General features: G+C 54.6%; 25 protein-coding genes. 2 read left to right on the top strand and 23 right to left on the bottom strand.

The features are described from left to right. Nucleotide 1 precedes the first annotated feature (1 nt). The 23 genes from Q0O07_RS04930 to tkt all read right to left on the bottom strand — a co-directional run bounded on the left by Q0O07_RS04930 (nucleotide 2) and on the right by tkt (nucleotide 21,681). Nucleotides 2–1,561 (bottom strand): NADH-quinone oxidoreductase subunit M, encoded by a 1,560-nt coding sequence (locus Q0O07_RS04930; RefSeq protein ID WP_295491109.1) that lies wholly within the window; start codon nucleotides 1,559–1,561, stop codon nucleotides 2–4. Beyond that, nucleotides 1,561–3,594: an NADH-quinone oxidoreductase subunit L gene (nuoL, locus tag Q0O07_RS04935; protein WP_295491113.1), complete on the bottom strand. Its 2,034-nt coding sequence runs from the start codon at nucleotides 3,592–3,594 to the stop codon at nucleotides 1,561–1,563. The genes Q0O07_RS04930 and nuoL overlap by 1 nt, the downstream gene beginning before the upstream one ends. 6 nt (nucleotides 3,595–3,600) lie before the next feature. Beyond that, a complete protein-coding gene (gene nuoK, locus Q0O07_RS04940) occupies nucleotides 3,601–3,906 on the bottom strand; it encodes an NADH-quinone oxidoreductase subunit NuoK (protein ID WP_125230259.1) in 306 nt (101 codons plus the stop codon). Then, nucleotides 3,903–4,523 (bottom strand): NADH-quinone oxidoreductase subunit J, encoded by a 621-nt coding sequence (locus tag Q0O07_RS04945; protein WP_295491121.1) that lies wholly within the window; start codon nucleotides 4,521–4,523, stop codon nucleotides 3,903–3,905. Before Q0O07_RS04945 ends, nuoK begins: the two co-directional genes overlap by 4 nt. 12 nt (nucleotides 4,524–4,535) lie before the next feature. Then, a complete protein-coding gene (nuoI, locus tag Q0O07_RS04950) occupies nucleotides 4,536–5,024 on the bottom strand; it encodes an NADH-quinone oxidoreductase subunit NuoI (protein ID WP_295491124.1) in 489 nt (162 codons plus the stop codon). Further along, nucleotides 5,021–6,067, bottom strand: a complete 1,047-nt coding sequence (gene nuoH / locus Q0O07_RS04955) for an NADH-quinone oxidoreductase subunit NuoH (RefSeq protein WP_295491127.1) — start codon at nucleotides 6,065–6,067, stop codon at nucleotides 5,021–5,023. Before nuoH ends, nuoI begins: the two co-directional genes overlap by 4 nt. A 124-nt stretch (nucleotides 6,068–6,191) precedes the next feature. After that, complete coding sequence (nuoG, locus tag Q0O07_RS04960) at nucleotides 6,192–8,192, bottom strand: NADH-quinone oxidoreductase subunit NuoG (protein ID WP_295491130.1); 2,001 nt, start codon at nucleotides 8,190–8,192, stop codon at nucleotides 6,192–6,194. A gap of 205 nt (nucleotides 8,193–8,397) precedes the next feature. Next, nucleotides 8,398–9,693 (bottom strand): NADH-quinone oxidoreductase subunit NuoF, encoded by a 1,296-nt coding sequence (gene nuoF / locus Q0O07_RS04965; protein ID WP_295491133.1) that lies wholly within the window; start codon nucleotides 9,691–9,693, stop codon nucleotides 8,398–8,400. Next, a complete protein-coding gene (locus tag Q0O07_RS04970; protein WP_295491135.1) occupies nucleotides 9,693–9,830 on the bottom strand; it encodes a hypothetical protein in 138 nt (45 codons plus the stop codon). The genes nuoF and Q0O07_RS04970 overlap by 1 nt, the downstream gene beginning before the upstream one ends. Nucleotides 9,831–9,939: 109 nt before the next feature. Continuing rightward, nucleotides 9,940–10,608, bottom strand: a complete 669-nt coding sequence (locus Q0O07_RS04975) for an NAD(P)H-dependent oxidoreductase subunit E (RefSeq protein WP_295491138.1) — start codon at nucleotides 10,606–10,608, stop codon at nucleotides 9,940–9,942. A gap of 171 nt (nucleotides 10,609–10,779) precedes the next feature. Next, complete coding sequence (locus Q0O07_RS04980) at nucleotides 10,780–11,115, bottom strand: nuclear transport factor 2 family protein (protein WP_295491140.1); 336 nt, start codon at nucleotides 11,113–11,115, stop codon at nucleotides 10,780–10,782. A gap of 63 nt (nucleotides 11,116–11,178) precedes the next feature. Then, a complete protein-coding gene (locus tag Q0O07_RS04985; protein WP_295491143.1) occupies nucleotides 11,179–11,358 on the bottom strand; it encodes a hypothetical protein in 180 nt (59 codons plus the stop codon). Beyond that, on the bottom strand, nucleotides 11,358–12,569 hold the full coding sequence (locus Q0O07_RS04990) for an NADH-quinone oxidoreductase subunit D (RefSeq protein ID WP_295491146.1): 1,212 nt from the start codon (nucleotides 12,567–12,569) through the stop codon (nucleotides 11,358–11,360). The genes Q0O07_RS04985 and Q0O07_RS04990 overlap by 1 nt, the downstream gene beginning before the upstream one ends. 73 nt (nucleotides 12,570–12,642) lie before the next feature. After that, a complete protein-coding gene (locus Q0O07_RS04995; protein WP_295491149.1) occupies nucleotides 12,643–13,383 on the bottom strand; it encodes an NADH-quinone oxidoreductase subunit C in 741 nt (246 codons plus the stop codon). Continuing rightward, nucleotides 13,380–13,916 (bottom strand): NADH-quinone oxidoreductase subunit B family protein, encoded by a 537-nt coding sequence (locus Q0O07_RS05000; RefSeq protein WP_295491151.1) that lies wholly within the window; start codon nucleotides 13,914–13,916, stop codon nucleotides 13,380–13,382. The genes Q0O07_RS04995 and Q0O07_RS05000 overlap by 4 nt, the downstream gene beginning before the upstream one ends. After that, nucleotides 13,907–14,281 (bottom strand): NADH-quinone oxidoreductase subunit A, encoded by a 375-nt coding sequence (gene ndhC, locus Q0O07_RS05005; RefSeq protein WP_295491154.1) that lies wholly within the window; start codon nucleotides 14,279–14,281, stop codon nucleotides 13,907–13,909. The genes Q0O07_RS05000 and ndhC overlap by 10 nt, the downstream gene beginning before the upstream one ends. Nucleotides 14,282–14,383: 102 nt before the next feature. Next, nucleotides 14,384–15,202 (bottom strand): inositol monophosphatase family protein, encoded by an 819-nt coding sequence (locus Q0O07_RS05010; protein ID WP_295491157.1) that lies wholly within the window; start codon nucleotides 15,200–15,202, stop codon nucleotides 14,384–14,386. Beyond that, the gene (efp, locus tag Q0O07_RS05015) at nucleotides 15,202–15,765 is read right to left on the bottom strand and encodes an elongation factor P (RefSeq protein WP_295491160.1); all 564 of its coding nucleotides are present in this window, start codon (nucleotides 15,763–15,765) and stop codon (nucleotides 15,202–15,204) included. Before efp ends, Q0O07_RS05010 begins: the two co-directional genes overlap by 1 nt. An 81-nt stretch (nucleotides 15,766–15,846) precedes the next feature. Next, complete coding sequence (gene thiE, locus Q0O07_RS05020) at nucleotides 15,847–16,470, bottom strand: thiamine phosphate synthase (protein WP_295491161.1); 624 nt, start codon at nucleotides 16,468–16,470, stop codon at nucleotides 15,847–15,849. 63 nt (nucleotides 16,471–16,533) lie between these two features. Beyond that, nucleotides 16,534–17,421, bottom strand: coding sequence for a fructose bisphosphate aldolase (locus Q0O07_RS05025; protein ID WP_295491174.1), 888 nt, complete (start codon nucleotides 17,419–17,421; stop codon nucleotides 16,534–16,536). A 75-nt stretch (nucleotides 17,422–17,496) separates the two neighbouring features. Then, a complete protein-coding gene (gene pgk / locus Q0O07_RS05030) occupies nucleotides 17,497–18,693 on the bottom strand; it encodes a phosphoglycerate kinase (RefSeq protein WP_295491163.1) in 1,197 nt (398 codons plus the stop codon). Nucleotides 18,694–18,703: 10 nt separating this feature from the next. Beyond that, entirely contained in the window at nucleotides 18,704–19,711 is a 1,008-nt protein-coding gene (gene gap / locus Q0O07_RS05035; RefSeq protein ID WP_295491164.1) for a type I glyceraldehyde-3-phosphate dehydrogenase, read from the bottom strand. Nucleotides 19,712–19,722: 11 nt separating this feature from the next. Further along, the gene (tkt, locus tag Q0O07_RS05040; protein WP_295491166.1) at nucleotides 19,723–21,681 is read right to left on the bottom strand and encodes a transketolase; all 1,959 of its coding nucleotides are present in this window, start codon (nucleotides 21,679–21,681) and stop codon (nucleotides 19,723–19,725) included. Between the two features lie 221 nt (nucleotides 21,682–21,902). Between tkt and Q0O07_RS05045 the strand changes: the two genes are divergently transcribed. Continuing rightward, the gene (locus Q0O07_RS05045) at nucleotides 21,903–22,088 is read left to right on the top strand and encodes a hypothetical protein (RefSeq protein WP_295491167.1); all 186 of its coding nucleotides are present in this window, start codon (nucleotides 21,903–21,905) and stop codon (nucleotides 22,086–22,088) included. Continuing rightward, on the top strand, nucleotides 22,088–22,402 hold the full coding sequence (locus tag Q0O07_RS05050; protein WP_295491168.1) for a cell division protein ZapA: 315 nt from the start codon (nucleotides 22,088–22,090) through the stop codon (nucleotides 22,400–22,402). Before Q0O07_RS05045 ends, Q0O07_RS05050 begins: the two co-directional genes overlap by 1 nt. Nucleotides 22,403–22,587 lie beyond the last annotated feature (185 nt).

Raw genomic sequence — 22,587 nt, forward strand, 5'->3', positions numbered from 1 at the left:
ATCAATGGCTCCCCTCAGCCAAGTTTTTTTCCGGACCATGCACTACTCGATACCGCGCAGTTGTCGGGTCGACTAATTTCAGCTTGCTGTCACCTACGGGTGCAGCACGTTCAATGCGGGCGACAATCGTTGCCACGTCGCGGCGAATGGGTGCTAGGAATGTTTCAGGATATACGCCCATCCACAAAACCACGACAGCAATCGGCGCAAGCAACCACATTTCACGGCCATTGACGTCCGACATTGCGGCGGCATCGGCATTAACCTGCGGCCCGAATGCAATGCGGCGGTAGAGATACAACATATAGCCAGCGCCAAGGATGATGCCCGTGGTCGCAATGAATGTGGCCCAAGTAGAAACCTTATACGCGCCAGCTAGGCTCAAAAACTCACCTATAAACCCGCTGGTGCCAGGCAAGCCTACGCTTGCCATGGTGAACAGCATGAACAACAAAGCATATTTGGGCATATTGACGCTGAGGCCGCCATAACGGCTGATTTCGCGCGTATGCAGCCGGTCGTAGATGACGCCAACGCATAAGAAGAGCGCGCCCGAAACGAGCCCATGGCTCAACATCACGATGATCGCGCCTTCAATACCTTGCTGGTTAAAGGTGAACAGGCCGACGGTCACAATCGCCATATGCGCCACCGAGGAATATGCGATCAGCTTTTTCATATCCTGCTGCACCAATGCAACAAGCGAGGTGTACACCACGGCAACCATCGACAGGCCAAAGACCAATGGAATGAAGTCAGCACTGGCCTCTGGGAACATCGGCAACGAGAACCGCAAAAAACCGTAACCGCCCATTTTAAGCAGCACGCCAGCCAATATGACTGAACCGGCGGTGGGTGCCTGAACATGGGCATCGGGCAGCCAAGTATGCACTGGCCACATGGGCATTTTTACCGCAAAAGACGCGAAAAATGCTAACCACAGCCATTTTTGGGCTTCTGCGGGGAAATCGGTATTTAGCAAGGTTGGAATATCCGCCGTACCCGCAAATTGGATCATCCAAAGCATCGCGATCAACATCACGAGGGAGCCAAGCAAGGTGTAGAGGAAGAATTTGTACGACGCGTAGATGCGGTCCTGTCCGCCCCAAATGCCGATGATGAGATACATTGGGATCAGGCCAGCTTCAAAGAAGATGTAGAATAGCAACAAATCCTGCGCCGCAAAAACGCCAATCATCAGCGTTTCCATCAGCAGAAACGCCGCCATATATTCGCCAATGCGCTTTTGAATGGATACCCAGCTTGCACCAATACAAATGGGCATCAGGAATACCGACAGCATAATCAAAGTCAGCGAAATGCCGTCAATGCCAAGCCGCCAGCCAATGGGGCCAAACAAGGTCGCGCTTTCGGTAAACTGCCACTGCGCGCCCGCTGGATCATAATTGATCCAGAGCACGACACCAAGCAGCAGGTTCAATAATGTCGCGGACAGCGCAATGATGCGCGCAAGCTCCGCACGGACAAAAAGGCAAATTGCCGCTGCGACCACCGGAATGGCCAGCATGATCGAAAGTACAGGGATATCCGGGGCGTTCATTACACTCTCACCATCATCCAGCTCACGGCGATAACTAAGCCAAGAAGCATCACAAGCGCATATGTATAAAGATAACCCGACTGCATTCGCACAGCCAATTTGCTACCGAAGGACACCAAAGCCGCCGAACCATTAGGACCAAAACGGTCAATGATCCCGACGTCGCCTTGCTTCCAGAACAGACGCCCGAACCAAAAAGCGGGGCGTATGAAAACGAAATTATACAGTTCGTCAAAATACCATTTATTGAGGAAGAAACGGTAGATTGGACCAAAGGTCGCCGCCAAACGTTGTGGTGCATCTTCCGATCGCTGATACATTAAATAGGCCGTGGTCAGACCAATGAGCATAGCCACCGTCGACGACAATTTCACCCACAAGGGTACCTCGTGCATGGCATGCATCAAATGCGCGTTGAAATAGAGCGTGCTGTTTGCCCAAAACGCTTGTCCAGCGTCCGCATCAATAAACGCATTGTGGAAAACAAAACCTGCAAAAACTGCGCCTATGGTCAGCAGCGCCAAAGGCATCAGCATCGACCATGGGCTTTCATGCGGATGATAGCCCGCCGTTCCGTCACTGGACGTGGCATGCGCATGTGCGTCATGGTCGCCATGATCATGATGGTCATGCACCGTGTGCTGAATATGCTCAGACTGGTCCCAACGTGGCTTTCCAAAGAAGGTTAGGAACATCAAACGCCAGCTGTAGAAACTCGTCAGCAAAGCCGCGATCACGCCGATGGCAAAGCCATACATATGGTAGGTGGACTCGCTCGCGAACGCGGCCTCGATAATCGCATCCTTGGAATAAAAGCCCGCAAATCCGCCCACACCCAAAATACCAACGCCGGTAATGGCCAACGTGCCCGCCATCATCGCCCAGAATGTCAGCGGGATGTGTTTCCGCAAGCCGCCATAATAACGCATATCCTGTTCATGGTGCATCGCATGGATCACCGAACCAGCGCCCAAGAACAACAACGCCTTAAAAAATGCATGCGTGAACAGATGGAACATGGCCGCACCATAAGCGCCGGTGCCTGCCGCAAAGAACATATAGCCGAGCTGCGAGCAGGTAGAATACGCGATCACACGCTTGATATCGGTCTGCACCAGGCCAACTGTGGCGGCAAAGATTGCAGTCGTCGCGCCAACTATCGTGACCACATCGAGCGCGAACTGGCTGGTTTCAAACAAGGGCGACAGACGGCACACCATGAACACCCCTGCGGTCACCATGGTCGCTGCGTGGATCAGCGCGGAAACTGGCGTTGGACCTTCCATCGCGTCCGGCAACCATGTGTGCAGCCCAAGCTGCGCCGATTTACCCATCGCGCCAATGAACAGCAATATGCACAGCAAGCTCATGGTATCCACGCGCAGGCCAAGGAAACCAATGCTTGATCCGACCTTATCGGGAGCCGCAGCGAGGATTTCGGGGATCGAAACGGTGCCGAACAGCCAGAATATGCCAAAAATGCCGAGCATGAAGCCAAGGTCGCCGACGCGGTTGACGACAAATGCCTTAATCGCCGCCGCATTTGCGCTGGGTTTTTTGTACCAAAAGCCGATCAGCAAATAAGACGCGAGGCCAACGCCTTCCCATCCAAAGAACATCTGCACTAGATTGTTGGCAGTCACCAACATCAACATCGCAAAGGTGAACAGCGACAGATAGGCAAAGAAGCGCGGCTGATCTGGATCCTCCTCCATATAGCCCCAGCTATAAAGATGGACGAGCGCCGATACGCTGGTGATCACCACAAGCATGACGGCGGTCAGCGCATCGACGCGCAATTCCCAGTCAAAGGTTAGATCACCCGACTGCACCCAACTCATCACGGGTTGAACATAAGCGGTTTCGCTGCCGTTCAGGAAACCGATGAAGATCGGCCAGCTCAGAAACGCGGCAATAAACAAACCAGCGGTTGTGATGGTCTTTGCTGCCAATGCGCCAATGAAGCGCTGCCCTAGCCCTGCGACAAGCGCAGCCAAAAGCGGCAGGAAAACAATGAAATGGATTGCAGTCACTGGATGTTATCCCTTCATCCGGTTGACATCATCAACGGCTATGGTTCCACGGCCCCGGAAATAAATAACCAATATCGCAAGTCCAATCGCAGCCTCACCCGCCGCAACGGTCAGCACGAACATGGCGAAAATTTGCCCTGTCAGGTCGCCCAAAAACACGCTGAACGCCACCAGATTGATGTTGACCGCAAGCAATATGAGCTCAATCGCCATCAGGATGATGATGACATTCTTACGATTCAGGAAAATGCCAAGCACGCCCATAACGAACAATATGCTGCTGACGACGAGATAATGTTCGATACCAATCACAGCTCAATCCCCTGCCCGACGGGCTGATTAACATTACGCGTCGCGTCTTGCGGACGGCGCTGGACTTGGCTGCTGATATTCTGGCCGCGCGTGCCGTGGCTGCGGCGATGCGTCAGAACAATTGCGCCGACCATCGCGACCAACAAGATCAACCCTGCAGTTTCGAAAAGGAACACATATTTGCTGTACAGCAAGGCGCCAATAGCCTCGATATTTGGCACCGTTGCCGATACCGTCGCGACCCCGACCTCGGGCGTGCCAAGCTTCACAGCACCAGCTTGATAGGCGCCAATGCCAAGCACAAGCTCCGCCACCAAGACAATTGCTAACAACAAACCCAGCGGCACGTTTTTGACGAAGCCCGCGCGCAATTCGGCAAAATCAATGTCGAGCATCATGACGACGAACAGGAACAAGACCGCGACCGCACCTACATAGACAATGACCAGCAACATTGCGATGAACTCTGCACCGATCAGCACCATAAGGCCTGCCGCGTTGAAGAAGGCAACAATCAACCACAGCACACTGTGCACCGGATTGCGGGCAAAAATGACCATCGCGGCGGACGCGATGACGATGCTCGCGAAGATATAGAAAGAGACGAGTTGGATCACGATGGGTCGCCCTTAACGATAGGGTGCATCGGCGGCAAGGTTCGCGGCGATTGCCCGCTCCCACTTTGCGCCGTTGTCGAGGAGCTTGGCCTTGTCGTAAAGCAATTCCTCACGCGTTTCTGTTGCGAATTCGAGGTTCGGACCCTCGACAATGGCGTCGACCGGGCAAGCCTCTTGGCAGAACCCGCAATAAATGCACTTGGTCATGTCGATGTCATAGCGCGTCGTCCGGCGGCTACCGTCCTCGCGTGGTTCGGACTCGATGGTAATGGCCAAGGCAGGACACACCGCCTCACATAATTTACACGCGATGCAGCGTTCTTCGCCATTGGGATAACGCCGCAGCGCATGTTCACCGCGAAAACGGGGGGAAAGCGGGTTCTTTTCGAACGGATAGTTGATTGTCGCCTTTGCCTTGAAGAAATATTTCAAGGTCAGCATGTGCGCCTTGACGAATTCCCACAGAGTGAAGCTTTTGATAAGATGCGTGATCATGGTCATGCGAAATGTCCTGTGAACATAAGATAGCCACTCACCAAAAATACCCAGAAGAGCGAGATTGGCAGGAATACTTTCCAGCCCAGACGCATCAATTGGTCGTAACGGTAACGTGGCACGGTTGCCTTCACCCATGCGAAGATGAAGAACATCAGCAGGATTTTGGCAAAGAACCAGAGTATGCCTGGAACGGCGTACAGCGGCGCCCAGTCAACGGGTGGCAAATATCCGCCCCAGAATAGGATCGCGTTCAAAGCGCACATCAACAAGACGTTGGCATATTCGCCCAACCAGAACAAAGCGAAGGCCATGGACGAATATTCGGTCTGATACCCGGCAACAAGCTCGCTCTCCGCCTCAGTCAAATCGAACGGCGCACGCGCGGTTTCTGCCATTGAGCTGATGAGGAACATCACCGCGATTGGGAATAGCAAAGGATTAAAGGCGTAAGCGTTGATGAAGCCGAAAACATGACTGCGCTGCCCCTCGACAATACCGCCGATATTGAACGTGCCCGCCCAAAGGACGACGCAGATCAAAATGAAGCCAATGGAGACTTCATAAGAAATCATCTGCGCGGCGGCGCGCATCGCCGAATAGAATGGATATTTGGAGTTGGATGCCCATCCGGCAATCACCACGCCGTAAACGCCCAAGCTGCTGATTGCCAGAATGTAGAGCAAGCCAACATTGATATTCGACAGCACGACGCCATCGGCAAATGGGATAACCGCCCATGCCATTAATGCGACAGTGAAGGTGATGATCGGCGCGATCAGGAACAGGCCGCGGTTCGACGCACTTGGGATGATGGTTTCTTGCAAGAACACCTTCAAGCCATCAGCGAAACTTTGCAGCACCCCAAATGGGCCGACGACATTGGGTCCCCGGCGCAGCGCAAAAGCCGCCCATAATTTGCGTTCGGCATAAATAATCATCGCCACCGCGAGCATCAGCGGAAGCGCAATTAGGAGGATTCCGGCTATGGTCGCGGTGAACCATGCGGCCTCATAACTCATGCCGAGATTTTGGAAGAAGGATGTCATGATACCATTCTCCCGTCGCCCCAGCGCAGGCTGGGGTCCATCACGTCTCTCCGTCTAAACCGCAAGACGAGATAGGCTCCAGCCACCGCTGGAGCGACGTGGTTGTGTGTTCTGAAGTTGAGCGTCATTCCGCCGCCTCCAAAAATTGCGTACCATTCACCAATTCCGCCGAGCATTTCTGCATCGTTTCGGACGCGCGGCAAATGGCGTTGGTCAGGTAGAAATCCTTAATCGGATAATCAGCGATTTTGCCGCTCACATCAGCAGGTAGCGATGGTTCCGACCAACCATAATCCGCCAGCGCTTCAACGCCCAAGGCAGGCACGGCCTTCGCCATTTCGGCGCGCAAGGCGTCGAGGCTGTCAAACGGCAAGCGCTTGCCCAAAACATCTGACAAAGCACGGAATATGGCCCAATCTTCACGGGCATCGCCGGGCGGGAATACCGCACGCTCGCCGCGTTGCACGCGGCCTTCCAGGTTTACATATGTACCCGATTTTTCGGAATAAGCAGCACCCGGCAAAATCACGTCGGCATGATGCGCACCCTTGTCGCCATGATGACCGACATAGACTTTGAAGCTATCCGTAAATAGGCTGTAATCCACCTCATCCGCGCCAAGGAAAAACGCCAGCTTCGGCTGAGCCGCTGCCAACTTTTTAATGCCGCCGTCATGCGCGTAGCCAAGCATCAGGCCGCCCATACGCGCGGCGGCAAAGTGCAGAACGTTGAAACCGTTCCAGCCATCACGCACCATTTTATACTTGCTTGCCAACGCCAACGCCGCGCCGTGGACGCCATCATAACGCAGCGCGCCACCGCCGACGATAATCGCCGGACGTTCAGCCGTCTTCAGCACATCAGACAAAGCCTTAGGCAATTTGGTCAGCGCGCTCAAATCATCGCCCAGCCACTCAACCTTATACGTCAGGTCGGTCACGGGACCGATGGCAAACACCTTTGCCCCGCGCTTGCGAACCGCCTTTTGAATGCGCGTGTTCACCAATGGTGCCTCACGCCGCAAATCGCTGCCGACCAATAAGATCACATCGGCATTTTCGATGCCAGCGATTGTCGTATTGAAATTCACCGCCGAAAGCGACGATGTGTCATAAGCCAATCCCGTCTGGCGGCCTTCTAACATCGATGTCCCCGCCAGTTCACGCGCGGCGAACATGGTTTCGCAATCGACCTGATCCCCCGCCAGAACCGCGGCTTCGCCAGACCAATGCGCTTTAATAGCGTCAAACGCCTCGGCCCAATCTGCCGCAACCAGCTTCCCATCCTTGCGGATATAGGGCTTGTCCAAACGGCGATGCGTCAGACCATCAACGGCATGCCGTGTCTTGTCCGACGCCCATTCTTCATTCACATCATCATTGATACGCGGCAAGGCGCGCAATACGGCCCTGCCCCGGCTGTCGAGACGGATGTTGGTGCCCACGGCGTCCATGACGTCGATGCTTGGCGTCTTTTTCAATTCCCACGGACGCGCCTCAAAAGCGTAAGGCTTCGCGGTCAAGGCACCGACAGGGCAAAGATCCACAACATTGCCCGAAAGCTCGCTTTGCATGGCGTGCTCGAGATAGGTCGTGATTTGCATATTCTCGCCGCGACCAATCGCGCCTACTTCTTCGATGCCAGCCACTTCTTCAGCAAAACGGACGCAGCGGGTGCATTGAATGCAGCGCGTCATCACCGTTTTGACGAGCGGACCCATATATTTTTCGGTAACCGCGCGCTTGTTTTCCTCAAAGCGCGAGACACCGCGACCATAAGCGACGCTTTGGTCCTGCAAATCACATTCGCCGCCTTGGTCGCAAATCGGGCAATCGAGCGGGTGGTTAATGAGCAAAAACTCCATCACGCCTTCACGGGCCTTTTTGACCATCGGCGTATCGGTGCGGATGATCTGCCCCTCGGTAGCTGGCAAGGCGCAAGACGCCTGCGGCTTTGGTGGCCCGGGGGCAACCTCCACCAAGCACATGCGGCAATTGCCCGCGATCGACAGCCGTTCATGATAGCAAAAACGCGGAATTTCCTTCCCCGCCATTTCGCACGCCTGCAAGACGGTTGCGCCCTGCGGAACTTCGAGTTCGAGACCGTCTACGGTGACTTTAGGCATTACAATCTATCCCCGTGCCGCTGTGCCATGGCACGTCGGGCAAGCACTAGAAGTGCGACTAGTATCGCACCAACGCCTACAGCGACCTGCACTATCGCAATAATTGGTATGGATTCGTAGGACTTAAGTGCTGCGCTCCCGATCAAAAACAAACCAACAGATAGCAAGATTGCGACCAATGAACCGGGTCTCGTTAAGATTGCCTTCATTCCGCCGCCTCCAGCATATTGTCGCCTTTGGCGTCGTTAATCCGGCGCTCCATCTCTGGTCGGAAATGCTTGATCAGGCCTTGGATTGGCCACGCTGCTGCATCGCCGAGCGCGCAGATGGTGTGGCCTTCGACCTGCTTAGTCACGTCATAGAGCGTATCAATGTCGCCAATTTCGGCATCGCCCGTGCGCATCTTTTCCATCACGCGCCACATCCAACCGGTGCCTTCGCGACAAGGTGTGCATTGGCCGCAGCTTTCATGCTTGTAGAAATAGCTCAATCGCGAAATCGCGCGCACGATATCAGTCGACTTATCCATCACGATAACTGCCGCCGTGCCAAGGCCGGAGCCAACAGCCTTACAGCCATCAAAATCCATCGGCACGTCCATCATCATCGCCGCAGGCACCAATGGTACTGACGAACCGCCGGGAATAACCGCGAGCAAATTGTCCCAACCGCCGCGCACACCGCCGCAATGCTTTTCAATCAGGTCGCGGAACGGGATGCCCATTTCTTCTTCGACAACGCATGGCTTTTCGACATGGCCGGAGATTTGGAACAGTTTCGTGCCATGGTTATTCTCGCGACCGAAGCTTTTGAACCACGCCGCGCCGCGCCGCAGGATCGTTGGCACGACCGCGATGCTCTCGACATTGTTCACGGTCGTTGGGCAACCGTAAAGCCCTGCGCCTGCCGGAAATGGCGGCTTCAGACGCGGCTGGCCCTTTTTGCCCTCAAGGCTTTCGATCATCGCGGTCTCTTCGCCGCAAATATAAGCGCCCGCGCCGCGATGGACGAAGACGTCAAAGTCATAGCCTGACTTTGCGGCGTTCTTGCCCAGCAAACCTGCCGAATATGCCTCAGCCACCGCCTTTTCGAGCACTTGCGCTTCAAAAATATATTCGCCGCGAATATAGATATAGGCCGCACGCGCGCGCATGGCGAAGCCAGCGATCAGCGCGCCTTCGATTAGCTTATGCGGGTCATGACGGATGATCTCACGGTCTTTGCACGAACCGGGCTCGGATTCATCGGCGTTGATGACAAGGAAATTCGGGCGTTCAGGCGTCGGCGCCTTGGGCATGAAGCTCCACTTCATCCCCGTCGGGAAGCCAGCGCCGCCGCGACCACGCAAGCCGGAAGCTTTCACTTCCTCAATAATCGCATCCTGCCCGACTTTCATCAGGGCAGCGGTCCTGTCCCAATCACCACGTTTCTGCGCCGCTTTCAGGGCAAAATCCTGATAGCCGTATAGATTGGTAAAAATGCGGTCTTTGTCAGCGAGCATTAGCCCAAATCTCCAAGAAAAAACCAAGCTGCCCCAGCGACTAGCAAACCAATAACGGCCAACTTAACGACGCCCTTGAGCAATTTCCACGCGACGAACGCGGCGATAACAATGCCGATGAGGGGGAGAAATTCCATTATGGCAATACCTCAATCATCATTTCGTCATCCTGAACTTGTTTCAGGATAACGAGCGGCAGGGCGTTGTGCTGAAACAAGTTCAGCACGACGAGCGATGGAGAGCACATCAATACTCCCCCCGATAGTCATGGTTCTTGTCCACCATCGCATGCAGGGTCGTTGCACCGCCATAAGGCTCCACCGTGTGACGGCCCGGCAATTGTGTGCCGACCTTCGGTTGCTTACCCTCGGCCAAGTCTTTGAGGATTGCGGTCATGCTGCTGTGATTGAGATCTTCGTAATTATCGTCGTTGATCTGAACCATTGGTGCAGACGCGCAATTGCCCATGCACTCCACTTCGGTCAGCGTAAACATACCATCAGGTGTCGTCGCACCTTTCAGCAGACCACGGCTCTTGCACGCCGCCAAAATATCATCCGACCCGCGCAACATGCAGGGCGTCGTGCCGCAAACCTGCACATGATAACGGCCCACGGGCGCGAGATTATACATCGTGTAGAAGGTCGCGACCTCATATGTCCGCATATAAGGCATGCCGAGATAGCCAGCGACATATTCGATCACCGGTACTGGCAACCAGCCTTGAGTCTGCGTTTCTTCGCCTACCTGGCGCTGCGCCAAGTCAAGCAGCGCCATCACGGCCGATTGCTGACGCCCGGCGGGGTAGCGGCCGATATACATATCGGCGGTTTTCGCATTAGCTTTGGACCAAGCGAAAGCACTCCATTTCGCTCGGGTTTCGGCTTCGTCGGGGATTGCTACTGAATCAGCCACCACACACTCCGTCACCCTGAACTTGTTTCAGGGTCCATTGATCCGCACGCTCAATTTTTGAAATCGAACGCAATTTTTCCGATTCAGTTTGCCCACTGCACGCGCCGGATTGGCTGCACGATGGATCCTGAAACAAATTCAGGGTGACGCATGAAGAGGGCGGAGGATTTGTCATCGCACAAACTCCACGCGACTGACTTTACCGCCTTCAAAACTATAAATCGCTATGACTTCAAAGGGCTCGGACGATGATGAACGATACACTTTTTCGTGCAAAACCGCATAATCACCCAAGGCATAATGTGCCAAAATCTCGGCCCTATTTTCCGGAAATTCAGCGAACATTGCTTTCAATCCCGCACGAACACCCTCTTTCCCGTCGCGTACAACAACCCCGCGATATCCCGCCTCGGCGGCATTATCGGTCATCAACGCCACATATGCGTCCGCATCTTGCGCATTATAATGCGCGATCATCTGCTGTGCGATAGCCAAGCGCGCGCTCATGACCGGAAACCTCCAAGCGACAGCGATTGAACTGCGCCCTTTACAATTTCAAGACAATGCGGGTCAGCCATGTGCTTCTTTCCGTCCCCAAATCCGCCCGATATATGCGCCAAACATCATGGCAGCAGCGGTCGAACCCACTTCCTTTGCCGACACCTCGGCATGAAATAAGTACAGATAGGCCGCAACCAACGCGACCGAACCGAAGGCCGCAGATGCCAAAAACATAAGTTCACGAGACATTAGCGGTCACATTCCCCAAACACGATGTCGAGCGCGCCCAAGATTGCGGTCGTATCGGCCAACATGTGCCCACGAGTCATGAAATCCATCGCTTGCAAATGCGAAAACGCCGTTGGCCGGATTTTGCAGCGATAGGGCTTGTTGCTTCCGTCGGCGACCAAATACACGCCGAATTCGCCCTTCGGGCTTTCTGTGGCGACATAGACGCTGCCTGCGGGCACTTTGAAGCCTTCGGTGTACAATTTGAAGTGATGGATCAATGCTTCCATCGACTGTTTCATTTCAGCGCGCTTGGGCGGGGCAATCTTGCGGTCGTCGCTGCATACTTGGCCTTCGGGCATCTGTTGCAAACATTGCTTCATGATGCGGACCGATTGGCGCACCTCCTCGACGCGGACCATGAACCGGTCATAGCAATCGCCGCGCGTGCCGACGGGAATATCGAAATCCATCCGGTCATAGACGTCATAAGGCTGGCTTTTACGGATATCCCAGGGGATGCCCGCGCCACGGATCATCGGGCCGGAAAAGCCCCATTTGATCGCGTCTTCTTTTGAAACAATCGCGATATCGACATTGCGTTGTTTGAAAATACGGTTGTCGACCACCAGCGACATCGCGTCCTCGAACAAGCGTGGCATGCGGTCATCGAGCCATTCTGCAATGTCGGTCAAAAGCTTCAACGGCACATCCTGATGCACGCCGCCGGGACGGAACCATGCGGCATGCATACGCGCGCCGCTTGCCCGTTCATAAAAGCCCATAATGTCTTCGCGGATTTCATAGAGCCACAAAGGCGGCGTCATCGCGCCAACATCGATAATGTGGTGCGCGATGTTCAGCGTGTGGTTCTTGATCCGCGTCAGTTCTGCGAACAATACGCGCAGATATTGCGCGCGCAGCGGCACTTCCAAATCCAACAGTTTCTCGATCGCGAGCACATAGCTATGCTCCATCGCCATCGGCGACGCATAATCTAACCGGTCGAAATACGGCAAAGCCTGCAAATAGGTTTTATATTCGATCAGCTTCTCGGTGCCGCGATGCAAAAGGCCGATATGCGGGTCAAGCCGCTCGACAATTTCACCATCCAGTTCCATCACCAGACGCAAAACGCCGTGCGCCGCAGGGTGCTGTGGCCCGAAGTTGATCGTGTAATTCTGAATGACTTCATCGCCAGTGGTCGGCGCTAGATCTTGCTGCATGCTCATAACGCCAACTTTCGACAATAAACGGCGTCATGCTGAACTTGTTTCAGGATGACGAAAGGGGGAAGTGCAATACTCATGCCTTGTCACCCGTCGCCTTTGGCTTGCGCACGCTGCGCTTGACCGCTTCTTTGTTCGCAGCCTTACCGGCGCCAGTCTGCGTCGCTGTATCGGTCGTTTTGGGCGTTGCCTGTTGCGGCACACCCTCGCCAGTTTTCTCATCGCCCGGCAGGACATAATCCGCGCCTTCCCAAGGGCTCAGAAAATCAAAATTGCGGAAATCCTGCGCCAATTGCACAGGTTCATATTTCACGCGCTTTTCCTCTTCGGAATAGCGCAGCTCAACATAGCCCGACAGCGGGAAGTCCTTGCGCTGCGGGTGTCCGGAAAAGCCGTAATCGGTCAGTATGCGCCGTAAATCGGCATTGCCGGAGAATAATACGCCATACATGTCGAACACTTCGCGCTCCAACCATCCGGCGACTGGCCAGATGCTGGTGACCGACGGCACCGGATGATCTTCATTTGTGGTCAGATGCACGCGAATACGATGATTTTTGGTGAGGCTCAGCAGGCAATAGACAATCTCAAAACGCGGATCGCGATCGGGCCAATCAACGCCTGCAATTTCCATGAGCTGCTGATATTCGCATGCATCACGCAGTTGGAGCATACACTCTAACAACGCATCGCGGTGAATGTGCACGGCAACTTCATTATTGGCCTCTTCAATAGAAACCATATGCTTACCAAGCACTTTTGAAATCGATTCTATCGTGCCATCGGGCGTTTTGATGAGGGGCGCAGAATGGGTCACCGTTCGATGGTCCCTGTCCGGCGGATTTTGCGCTGCAACTGCATGATACCGTATAGCAACGCTTCGGCAGTGGGCGGGCATCCGGGTACATAAATGTCTACAGGGACCACACGGTCGCAACCGCGCACAACGCTATAGCTATAATGATAATAGCCACCGCCATTGGCGCAACTGCCCATGGATATGACATATTTGGGTTCCGACATCTGGTCGTACACCTTGCGTAAAGCAGGTGCCATTTTGTTACAAAGCGTACCTGCAACAATCATCACGTCGGACTGACGTGGTGACGCGCGCGGCGCGATGCCAAAACGTTCAAAGTCGTAACGCGGCATATAACCGTGGATCATTTCCACCGCACAACATGCAAGGCCAAAGGTCATGGGCCATAAAGAACCGGTTCGCGCCCAGTTGAACAGATCTTCTGCCGAAGACACGACAAAACCCTTGTCGTTTACTTCGCTCTCGATATCTTTGAAGAACGCAGCATCTGGCGCTTGTAGGTCAGAGTGTGATGGCGTGATTACTCCCATTCGAGTGCTCCCACTTTCCATGCATAAATAAATCCGATGACCAATTCGAACAGGAACAGCATCATGGTGCCCCAACCAATCCAGCCTGTTTCACCCAGGCTGACCGCCCATGGGAATAAAAACGCCGCTTCAAGGTCGAAAATGATAAACAAAATCGCAACGAGGTAAAAGCGAACGTCAAACTGGCTGCGCGAGTCTTCAAAAGCGGGAAAGCCGCACTCATACTCGGCAAGCTTCGCCTCAGTCGGCTTATGCGTCCCAGTCAGTCGTGAAACACCCATCGGCAAAAACACAAATGCCGACGACAATGCGAGCGCCACCACCAAGAAAAGCAGTATGGGCAAATATTGCGACAAATCAGTCATATCAGACTCGCTTCCGAAACCCCGTGAGTTGCGGCGCTTTTAGGCAGAAGAGTCCTGACCTGCAAGGCCAAGACTCGTCATTTTTTCTGCCATTTTCGACGATTATTTTATGGCGCCAACCAACAGCTTGTGCAGCTTGCTGTGGAGGATGTCATTTGCCGCCAAAACCTGAACATCTGCGATGTGCGGACTGCGTCCTCGATAGTCAGTTACAAAGCCACCCGCCTCGCGCACAAGCAGGCATCCAGCCGCCGTATCCCAAGGAGATAAGCCACTTTCCCAGAAACCATCATAGCGGCCAGCGGCCAACCAAGCGAGATCAAGGCTCGCCGCGCCAAACCGCCGAATGCCCGAAACAGAAGGTCCAATGGCCCCAAAAATCTTGGTCCATTCTTCAAAATCGCCATGGCCCTTATAAGGTGTGCCGGTCGCAATGAGCGCTTCGTTCAACTGACGGCGCGCAGATACCCGCAAACGGCGGTTGCCAAGCCAAGCCCCCTTGCCACGTTCGGCCCAGAAGCTTTCGTCGGTGATCGGGTTGTACACAAGGCCCGCGAAAATATCGCCCCAGCCTGAACCGTCGGGCTTGGGATCTTGCACGGCAATCGAAATTGCAAAATGCGGGATACCGTGCAGGAAGTTACTCGTTCCGTCGAGCGGATCGACGATGAAGCGTGGTTTACCATCTGCGCCTGCAATCTCGCCGCCTTCTTCCATCAGGAAGCCCCAGTCGGGACGTGCGATCTCGAGCTCACGGAAAATCGTATCTTCAGCGCGCTCGTCCGCTTTCGATACGAAGTCAGCTGGCCCCTTTTGCGAAACCTGCAGATGTTCAATCTCGCCAAAGTCGCGGCGAAGCTTGCCACCCGCTTTACGGGCTGCTTTTTCCATGATGGTCAAAAGACCGGTTAATGCCGGCATTAATCAGCCTTCCGGACATATTCCCGTTCGTAAACATCGACCACGATCCGCGTACCTGCGCTGATGAACGGCGGCACCATAACGCGGACGCCATTGTCGAGAATTGCAGGCTTATAGCTGGATGACGCCGTTTGGCCTTTTACCACTGCGTCTGCTTCGACAATCGTAGCCTCAATCTGGTCCGGCAAAGCAACCGAGAGCGCTTCGTCATCATACATTTCCATGACAACGTCCATGCCATCCTGAAGGAAAGCAGCGGCGTCGCCGAGGAGGTCGCTTGGCAAAGTCACCTGATCGTAGGTTTCCTTGTCCATGAACACCAGATTATCGCCCTCGGCATAGAGAAACTGAAAATCTTTCTGGTCAAGGCGTACTTTTTCTACGCTTTCCGCCGAACGAAAACGGATATTGTTCTTGCGGCCATCGCGAAGATTTTTGAGCTCAACCTGCATATATGCGCCGCCCTTACCCGGTTGGGTATGCGCGGTCTTTACAACGCGCCACAGGCCGCCTTCATATTCCAATATGTTACCCGGCTTGATTTCAACCGCGTTGATTTTCATGAGTATACTCGCTTGACAGATGGAAAGAGCAGGCACGCAAAAACGTGCCGATAAACGCGGCCCTTAACGATGACGACGCCATTAGGCAAGCAATGCGTTGAACGCCTTGACCGCTTCGGCGGGACCTTGGGGATGGTTCCAGACCGCGCCGCTCACCGCAATGAAATCCGCGCCTGCATCGATCAATGGCTTGGCATTGTCTGAGGTGATGCCACCAATGGCAACGCAGGGGACTTCCGTCACAAACGACCATTTCTGTAATGTGTCGAGATTAGCGACATGCTCCACCGTCTTCGTCGCTGTGGGATAAAAAGCGCCAAATGCGACATAATCGGCCCCAGCCTCCGCTGCCTCCATCGCGAGATGACGGCTATTGTGACAGGTAACGCCAATCTGGGCGTCGCGGCCTAGCAGTTCCCGTGCCTCACGAACGTCGCCATCGCCCTGCCCCATATGCACGCCGTCGGCTTTTAACCGCTTGGCCAAAGCAACGCTGTCATTGACGATGAACGCAACGTCATGCGCAGCGCAAATGGCCTGCAATGGTTCCGCAAGTGCCGCCGCCTCATGCTGATCTACATCTTTGACCCGAAACTGGAAAGCCGCGACGGGGCCAGCGGATAAGGCGGCCTCAAGCCGGGCGGGAAAATCGCCACCGACTTCAAGCGGTGAGATCAAGTATAATTGGCAGGGAAATTCTCTCATGCCGAGGTCATTAGCGGGCCTTTAGGCCGGCGGCAAACATCTTGCGCATAAGCGGCCCTGCCCCTAGGTCGCGGAAGCCGCGTGGATTTCGTCAATAGCGCTGGCAAGCGCAGCATCAAATTCCTCAGCCGTCATCTGGTGACGCAAATCTTCCAACAAAGCCCGTGAGAAGCTCGCAATCATGCCTGTATTCTTGGCCAGTTCAGCGCATGCCTCTGGACGGGCATAGCCGCCGGAGAGCGCGACAACCCGCAATACACGGGGGTGATTGACGAGCGCGTCAAACGTACCTGCTTCTGCTGGAATCGACAGCTTCAGCATGACCTTGTTGTCAGCCGAGACATTATCGAGCGCTTTCATAACTTCATCGCGCAAGATGACGTCGCTGTGCACGCGATCAACGCTTTTGATGTTCACCTCAGGCTCGATAATCGGCATCAATCCAGCTGCGAGGATCTGTTCTGCCACATCAAATTGTTGTTTTACGATGGCGGCAATGCCGGATGGCGAGGCTTGGTTTATGACCGAACGCTTTTTTGTGCCAAACACGCCTTTGGCTTTGGCGCGGTGGAGCAACGCATCCAGCTCTGGCATTGGCTTCATCATTTGAACGCCGTCTGCTTCGTCCTCAAGCCCCTTGTCTACCTTTAGGAACGGCACAACGCCGCGGTCTTGCAATGCCGTCGGAACTGGCTTTCCGCCTGCTTCGCCGTCCATCGTGCGTTCGAACAATATCGCGCCCAGCACCTTCTCGCCGGAAAAGCTGGGTGCGGTAATGATCCGTGCGCGCATGTCGTGGATAAGGCCAAACATCTCTTCTTCGGTCGTATAGGCATCTTCCTCTATGCCATAGCCCTTGAGCGCCTTAGGAGTGGAACCGCCGCTTTGATCGAGTGCAGCAATAAAGCCCGAGGCGGTGGACACTTTTGCAAGCATTTCGGCGTAATTCATCATTGGCATCCTATAGACTGGCCTTGCATACCTATGCATCGGCAATTGAAAAAAACGGGGCATTGCCCCGCTGGTTTAAGTGATATTTAAAGCATCTACCCCCGGTAGTGGCTTGCCTTCCATCCATTCGAGGAAAGCGCCACCTGCCGTCGAGACAAATGTAAAATCCTCCGTCACGCCCGCATGGGCCAGTGCGGCAAAGGTGTCACCACCCCCTGCAACCGACACCAAAGATCCTTCACGGGTCAGGGCAGCCGCCGTCCGCGCTAATGAGACCGTTGCGGCGTCAAATGGTTCAATCTCGAACGCCCCCAATGGCCCGTTCCACACCAAGGTGCGGCAGTTTTTCAAAACATCGGCCAATGCTTCAACAGCAGCAGGCCCCACATCCAAGATCATTTCATCCGCCGCAACTTCATGCACATTCACTGTCCGGATTGGCGGGTTTGCGCGAAATTCGCGTGACGTCACAACATCATAGGGGAGATGGACTGTACAGCCTGCGGCATCAGCGGCTTCCATGATGGCATTGGCTTGATCCGCCAGATCATGTTCGCACAACGACTTGCCGACATTGACACCGCGCGCAGCCAAAAAGGTATTCGCCATACCGCCGCCAATAATCAGATGGTCAACCTGCGTTACCAAATTGTTCAATACATCAAGCTTAGTCGAAACCTTTGCCCCGCCGACAACCGCCGCCACAGGATGTTCAGGCGCGCCCAAAGCCGCCTGAAGCGCCTTTAACTCGGCCTCCATCGCACGACCAGCATAAGCTGGCAGGATATGCGCAAGCCCTTCGGTGGACATGTGCGCACGATGCGCCGCCGAAAATGCATCATTAACGTAGAAATCACCATTGGCGGCAACAGCGCGCGCAAGTTCCGGATCATTTTTCTCTTCGCCGGGCCAAAAGCGGGTGTTTTCAAGGAGTGCAATATCACCATCGGCCAATATACCAATGGACTGCGTAACAACGTCGCCCGCTATTTCTGGTACGAACATGATCTCACGGCCCAGCACTTCTTGCAAGGCATCGAGCACCATCGACACCGACATTTCGCTATGCTTTGCGCCCTTGGGACGCCCGAAATGCGCGAGCAGAAGGACCTTGGCGCCCTTATCCGCCAGTTCCAGCACTGTCGGCAACAACGCACGCATCCGCGTTTCATCGGTCACACGCCCGTCAGCCATAGGCACATTCAGGTCAACGCGTACTAAAGCACGTTTTCCCTTGATATCGCCGAGGTCGTCGAGCGTGCGAAATGCCATTGATCAATCCTTACAGAAACTTGCCCATGACACCGGCCGTATCGACCATGCGATTGGAAAAGCCCCATTCATTGTCATACCAGCTCAATACGCGCACAAGCTTTCCGTCGATGACAGCGGTTTCCAAGCTGTCGATCGTCGAACTGGCTGAGCAATGATTATAGTCAATTGAAACCAAGGGTTCATTCGAATAGGCCAACACGCCGTGCAAAGCGCCTTCCGAAGCAGCCTTCAACAGCGCGTTCACTTCCTCAACACTCGTATCGCGCTTTGGCGTGAAGGTCAGGTCGACGATGCTGACATTTGGCGTTGGCACGCGGATGGCCGAACCGTCCAGCTTGCCCTTCAACTCAGGCATAACTTCGCCAACGGCGCGCGCGGCGCCAGTCGTTGTCGGGATCATCGACATACCCGCAGCGCGCGCGCGGCGCATGTCGTCATGAATTTGGTCGAGGATCTTTTGATCATTGGTGTAGCTGTGGATCGTGGTCATCAACCCGCGCTCGATACCGATGGCATCGTTCAAGACCTTCGCCATTGGCGCCAAGCAGTTAGTGGTGCAGCTTGCGTTTGATACGATGATATCGGCGGCGCTCAGAACGTCATGGTTGACGCCAAACACAACCGTCTTGTCCACATTCTTGCCCGGTGCGGAGATCAGGACGCGCTTTGCCCCTGCCGCGAGATGCTTTTCGGCGCTGGCGCGGTCTGTAAAGAAACCGGTGCACTCCAGCGCGATATCGACGCCATTGGCCGCGTGCGGCAAATTGGCTGGGTCACGTTCTGCCGTCACATGAATACGCTTACCGTTGACAATGATGTCATTACCATCGGCTTCAACCGTGCCGGGGAACGGGCCATGCACGCTGTCCCGTTTGAACAGCAGGGCATTTGCCTTTGCGGGTGCAAGATCATTAATTGCGACCAGTTCCAGATCATGGTCATCACGTTCCAAAATCGCACGGGCGACCAAACGGCCGATGCGACCAAAACCGTTAATTGCTACTTTCACTGTCATATCTGCTCCTATCAGCCCAACCGGGCGACAATTTGCGGGGTGATCTTGTCAGCCGTCAGGCCAAAATATTCGTAAAGCGCGTCAATGGGCGCAGAAGCGCCAAAGCTGTCGATGCCGATCCGAAGCCCGTCGCCGACATATCGCTCCCACCCCATGGTTGTGCCAGCCTCGATGGAAACGCGCAGTGTATCTGTTGGTAGCAGCGCAGATTTATAAGACGCCGGTTGTACGTCAAACCGCTCCCAGCTTGGCATCGAGACAACGTCCGCGCCAATGCCTTGCGCTTCAAGCTTATCCGCAACCACATTAGCAATTTCAACTTCAGACCCCGTTGCAACAAGGATGACTTTGCGCGCGGCGGTTGCGGCACGCAGCCTATATGCCCCCTTGGCGGAGAAATTTTCGCTAATGTCCGTGCGCAGTTGCGGGAGATTTTGCCGCGATAGCGCCAGCACCGAAGGCGTGGATGCACTTTCAATCGCCAAAGCCCAACATTCGGCGGTCTCAATCGTGTCACAGGGCCGATACACATCCAAATTGGGGATGAGCCGCATCGACATAATCTGCTCAATAGGTTGATGCGTCGGGCCGTCTTCGCCAACGCCGATGGAATCATGCGTCATAACGTAGATAACGCGCGTTTCTTGCAATGCAGACAAGCGGATAGCGGCACGGCAATAATCCGAGAAGATCAGAAATGTACCACCATAAGGAATGATGCCACCATGTAGTGCCATACCGTTCATCGCCGCAGCCATACCAAATTCGCGAATACCATAATTGACATAACGACCCGAATAGTCGTTTTTATCCAATGTGTTGGTGGACGCAGTGCGGGTAAAATTGGAGCCAGTCAAATCCGCAGATCCACCCAGCAGTTCCGATATCGCTGCCGTCGCCGCCGTCAGCGCGATTTCGGATGCCTTACGCGTCGCAATCTTTTGCGGTGCGGCAATCAAGCTATCGAGATGCGGCTTCAGCCATGCATTATTTGGTTCGCCCGCCATGGCTGCCGTGAACGCGCTGTTCTTGGCCGATACGGCGAGCCTAGATTTCCACTCCGCATGCGCGGCTGCGCCTGCATCGCCCGTTGCACGCCATGCCCCAAGAATATCCTCGGGTATTTCAAATGCAGGATATGGCCAATCAAGAGCAGCGCGCGTCGCAATGATTTCGTCTGCGCCAAGCGGGCTGCCATGTGGCGCTTTCGTGCCTTCTTTATTGGGTGATCCCTTGCCGATTAAAGTCCGGCAAGCAATTAAGGAGGGCCGGTTATCCGCCAACGCGGCCTTAATTGCGCGTTCTATGTCATTGAAATCATGACCATCGCAAGCTTCCACATGCCAGCCACTGGCCAGATAGCGTCCCGCAATATCTTCGCTGGTGGAAAGGTCAGTCGAACCATCAATGGTTATGCAGTTGTCGTCCCAGAATACGATCAGACGACCCAGCCCAAGATGCCCAGCAAGACCAACGGCCTCGTGGTTAATACCCTCCATCAGGCAGCCGTCACCCGCAACAACCCAAGTCCGGTGATCGACCAGATCATCGCCAAAACGCGCATTCAAATGGCGTTCGGCCATGGCCATGCCAACGGCCATTGCTAGGCCTTGCCCCAATGGGCCGGTAGTGCATTCAATGCCGTCGATCAGGAAATTTTCAGGATGCCCCGCGCATGGGCTTCCCAATTGACGGAAATCGCGGATATCGTCGATGGTCGGGCTTGCATAACCGGTTAGATATAAGGTCGCATAAGCGAACATCGAACCATGGCCAGCGGACAACACAAAACGGTCGCGGTCGGCCCAATCGGGCGCCTTTGGGTCGAATTTCAGAAATTTTGAGTAAAGTACCGTTGCGACATCAGCCATGCCCATTGGCATGCCCGGATGCCCGCTATTTGCAGCCTGCACAGCATCCATAGCCAGTGCCCGAATTGCATTGGCCATTTGCTGGTCACTGACGGTCATGTTCTTTTCCCCACTGGTTACTCCCGGGCGGGAGCGGGTGGCGGAGCACATCTTTTCATGTCGCACCGCCGAATCGTTGGTGGAAACCCTTTGCGGATGCGAGGGCCTAGCGTCAAGTGAGCGGACGTGCTTTTCCCCATGAATTTGCGCTTATCATCGCGTTCACACATTTGCATTGCGCATGGTCTCTGCTAAGTCTCCTCAGCAAAGGAAACTAACCCATGCTAGACCAACGATTTATTGTGGCGATCGGCCGTATAGAGCGTGCCCTGTCCCGCATTGAAAAATCGGCAATCGCGCCTGCAGCGCCTAGCGATAATGACCTTGCCGAACGGCATGAGAAGCTGAAATCCGAAACGCTTATGGCTATTCGCGATTTGGACAAGATTTTGGCGGATGCGCGCTGATGCCCGACGTTAAATTATCCATCGCTGGTCGCGACTATTTCGTCGCGTGTAACGCCGGAGAAGAAAAGCGCCTACTGGAACTTGGGGCGATGGTGGACGCCACTGCGCAACAGGTGGCTGGCGGCGCACGCGGTCTGACAGAAACGCGCGGGTTACTGTTTTCTGCGCTGATGCTCGCCGACAGACTGCATGATGCAGGTGGCGCAGCGCGCCCCGATACTGCGCAACCTTCGGCCGCAATGGTTCAATCCGCCGATATATTAGAGGGGCTTGCGACCCGACTGGAAAATCTGGCGCTAAGGCTTGAGAATTAACGTAAGTGGCTTATATTGGATAACGGCGGAACTGTCCGGCACGAACTGATGAGAACATCCCTGAGGCGATTATCTATCTAAGGGAGCTGTCCCTGCCTGGGCCGTTTGGGAAACCTTAAGGTCCAGATCACACGGTGCCCACCTGACGTCCTGGCGTCAGAGGATATTCCGGGAAACGACCCATG

Origin of the sequence: Sphingorhabdus sp. EL138, assembly GCF_945890115.1 — a bacterium.
Lineage (GTDB): Bacteria > Pseudomonadota > Alphaproteobacteria > Sphingomonadales > Sphingomonadaceae > Sphingorhabdus_B.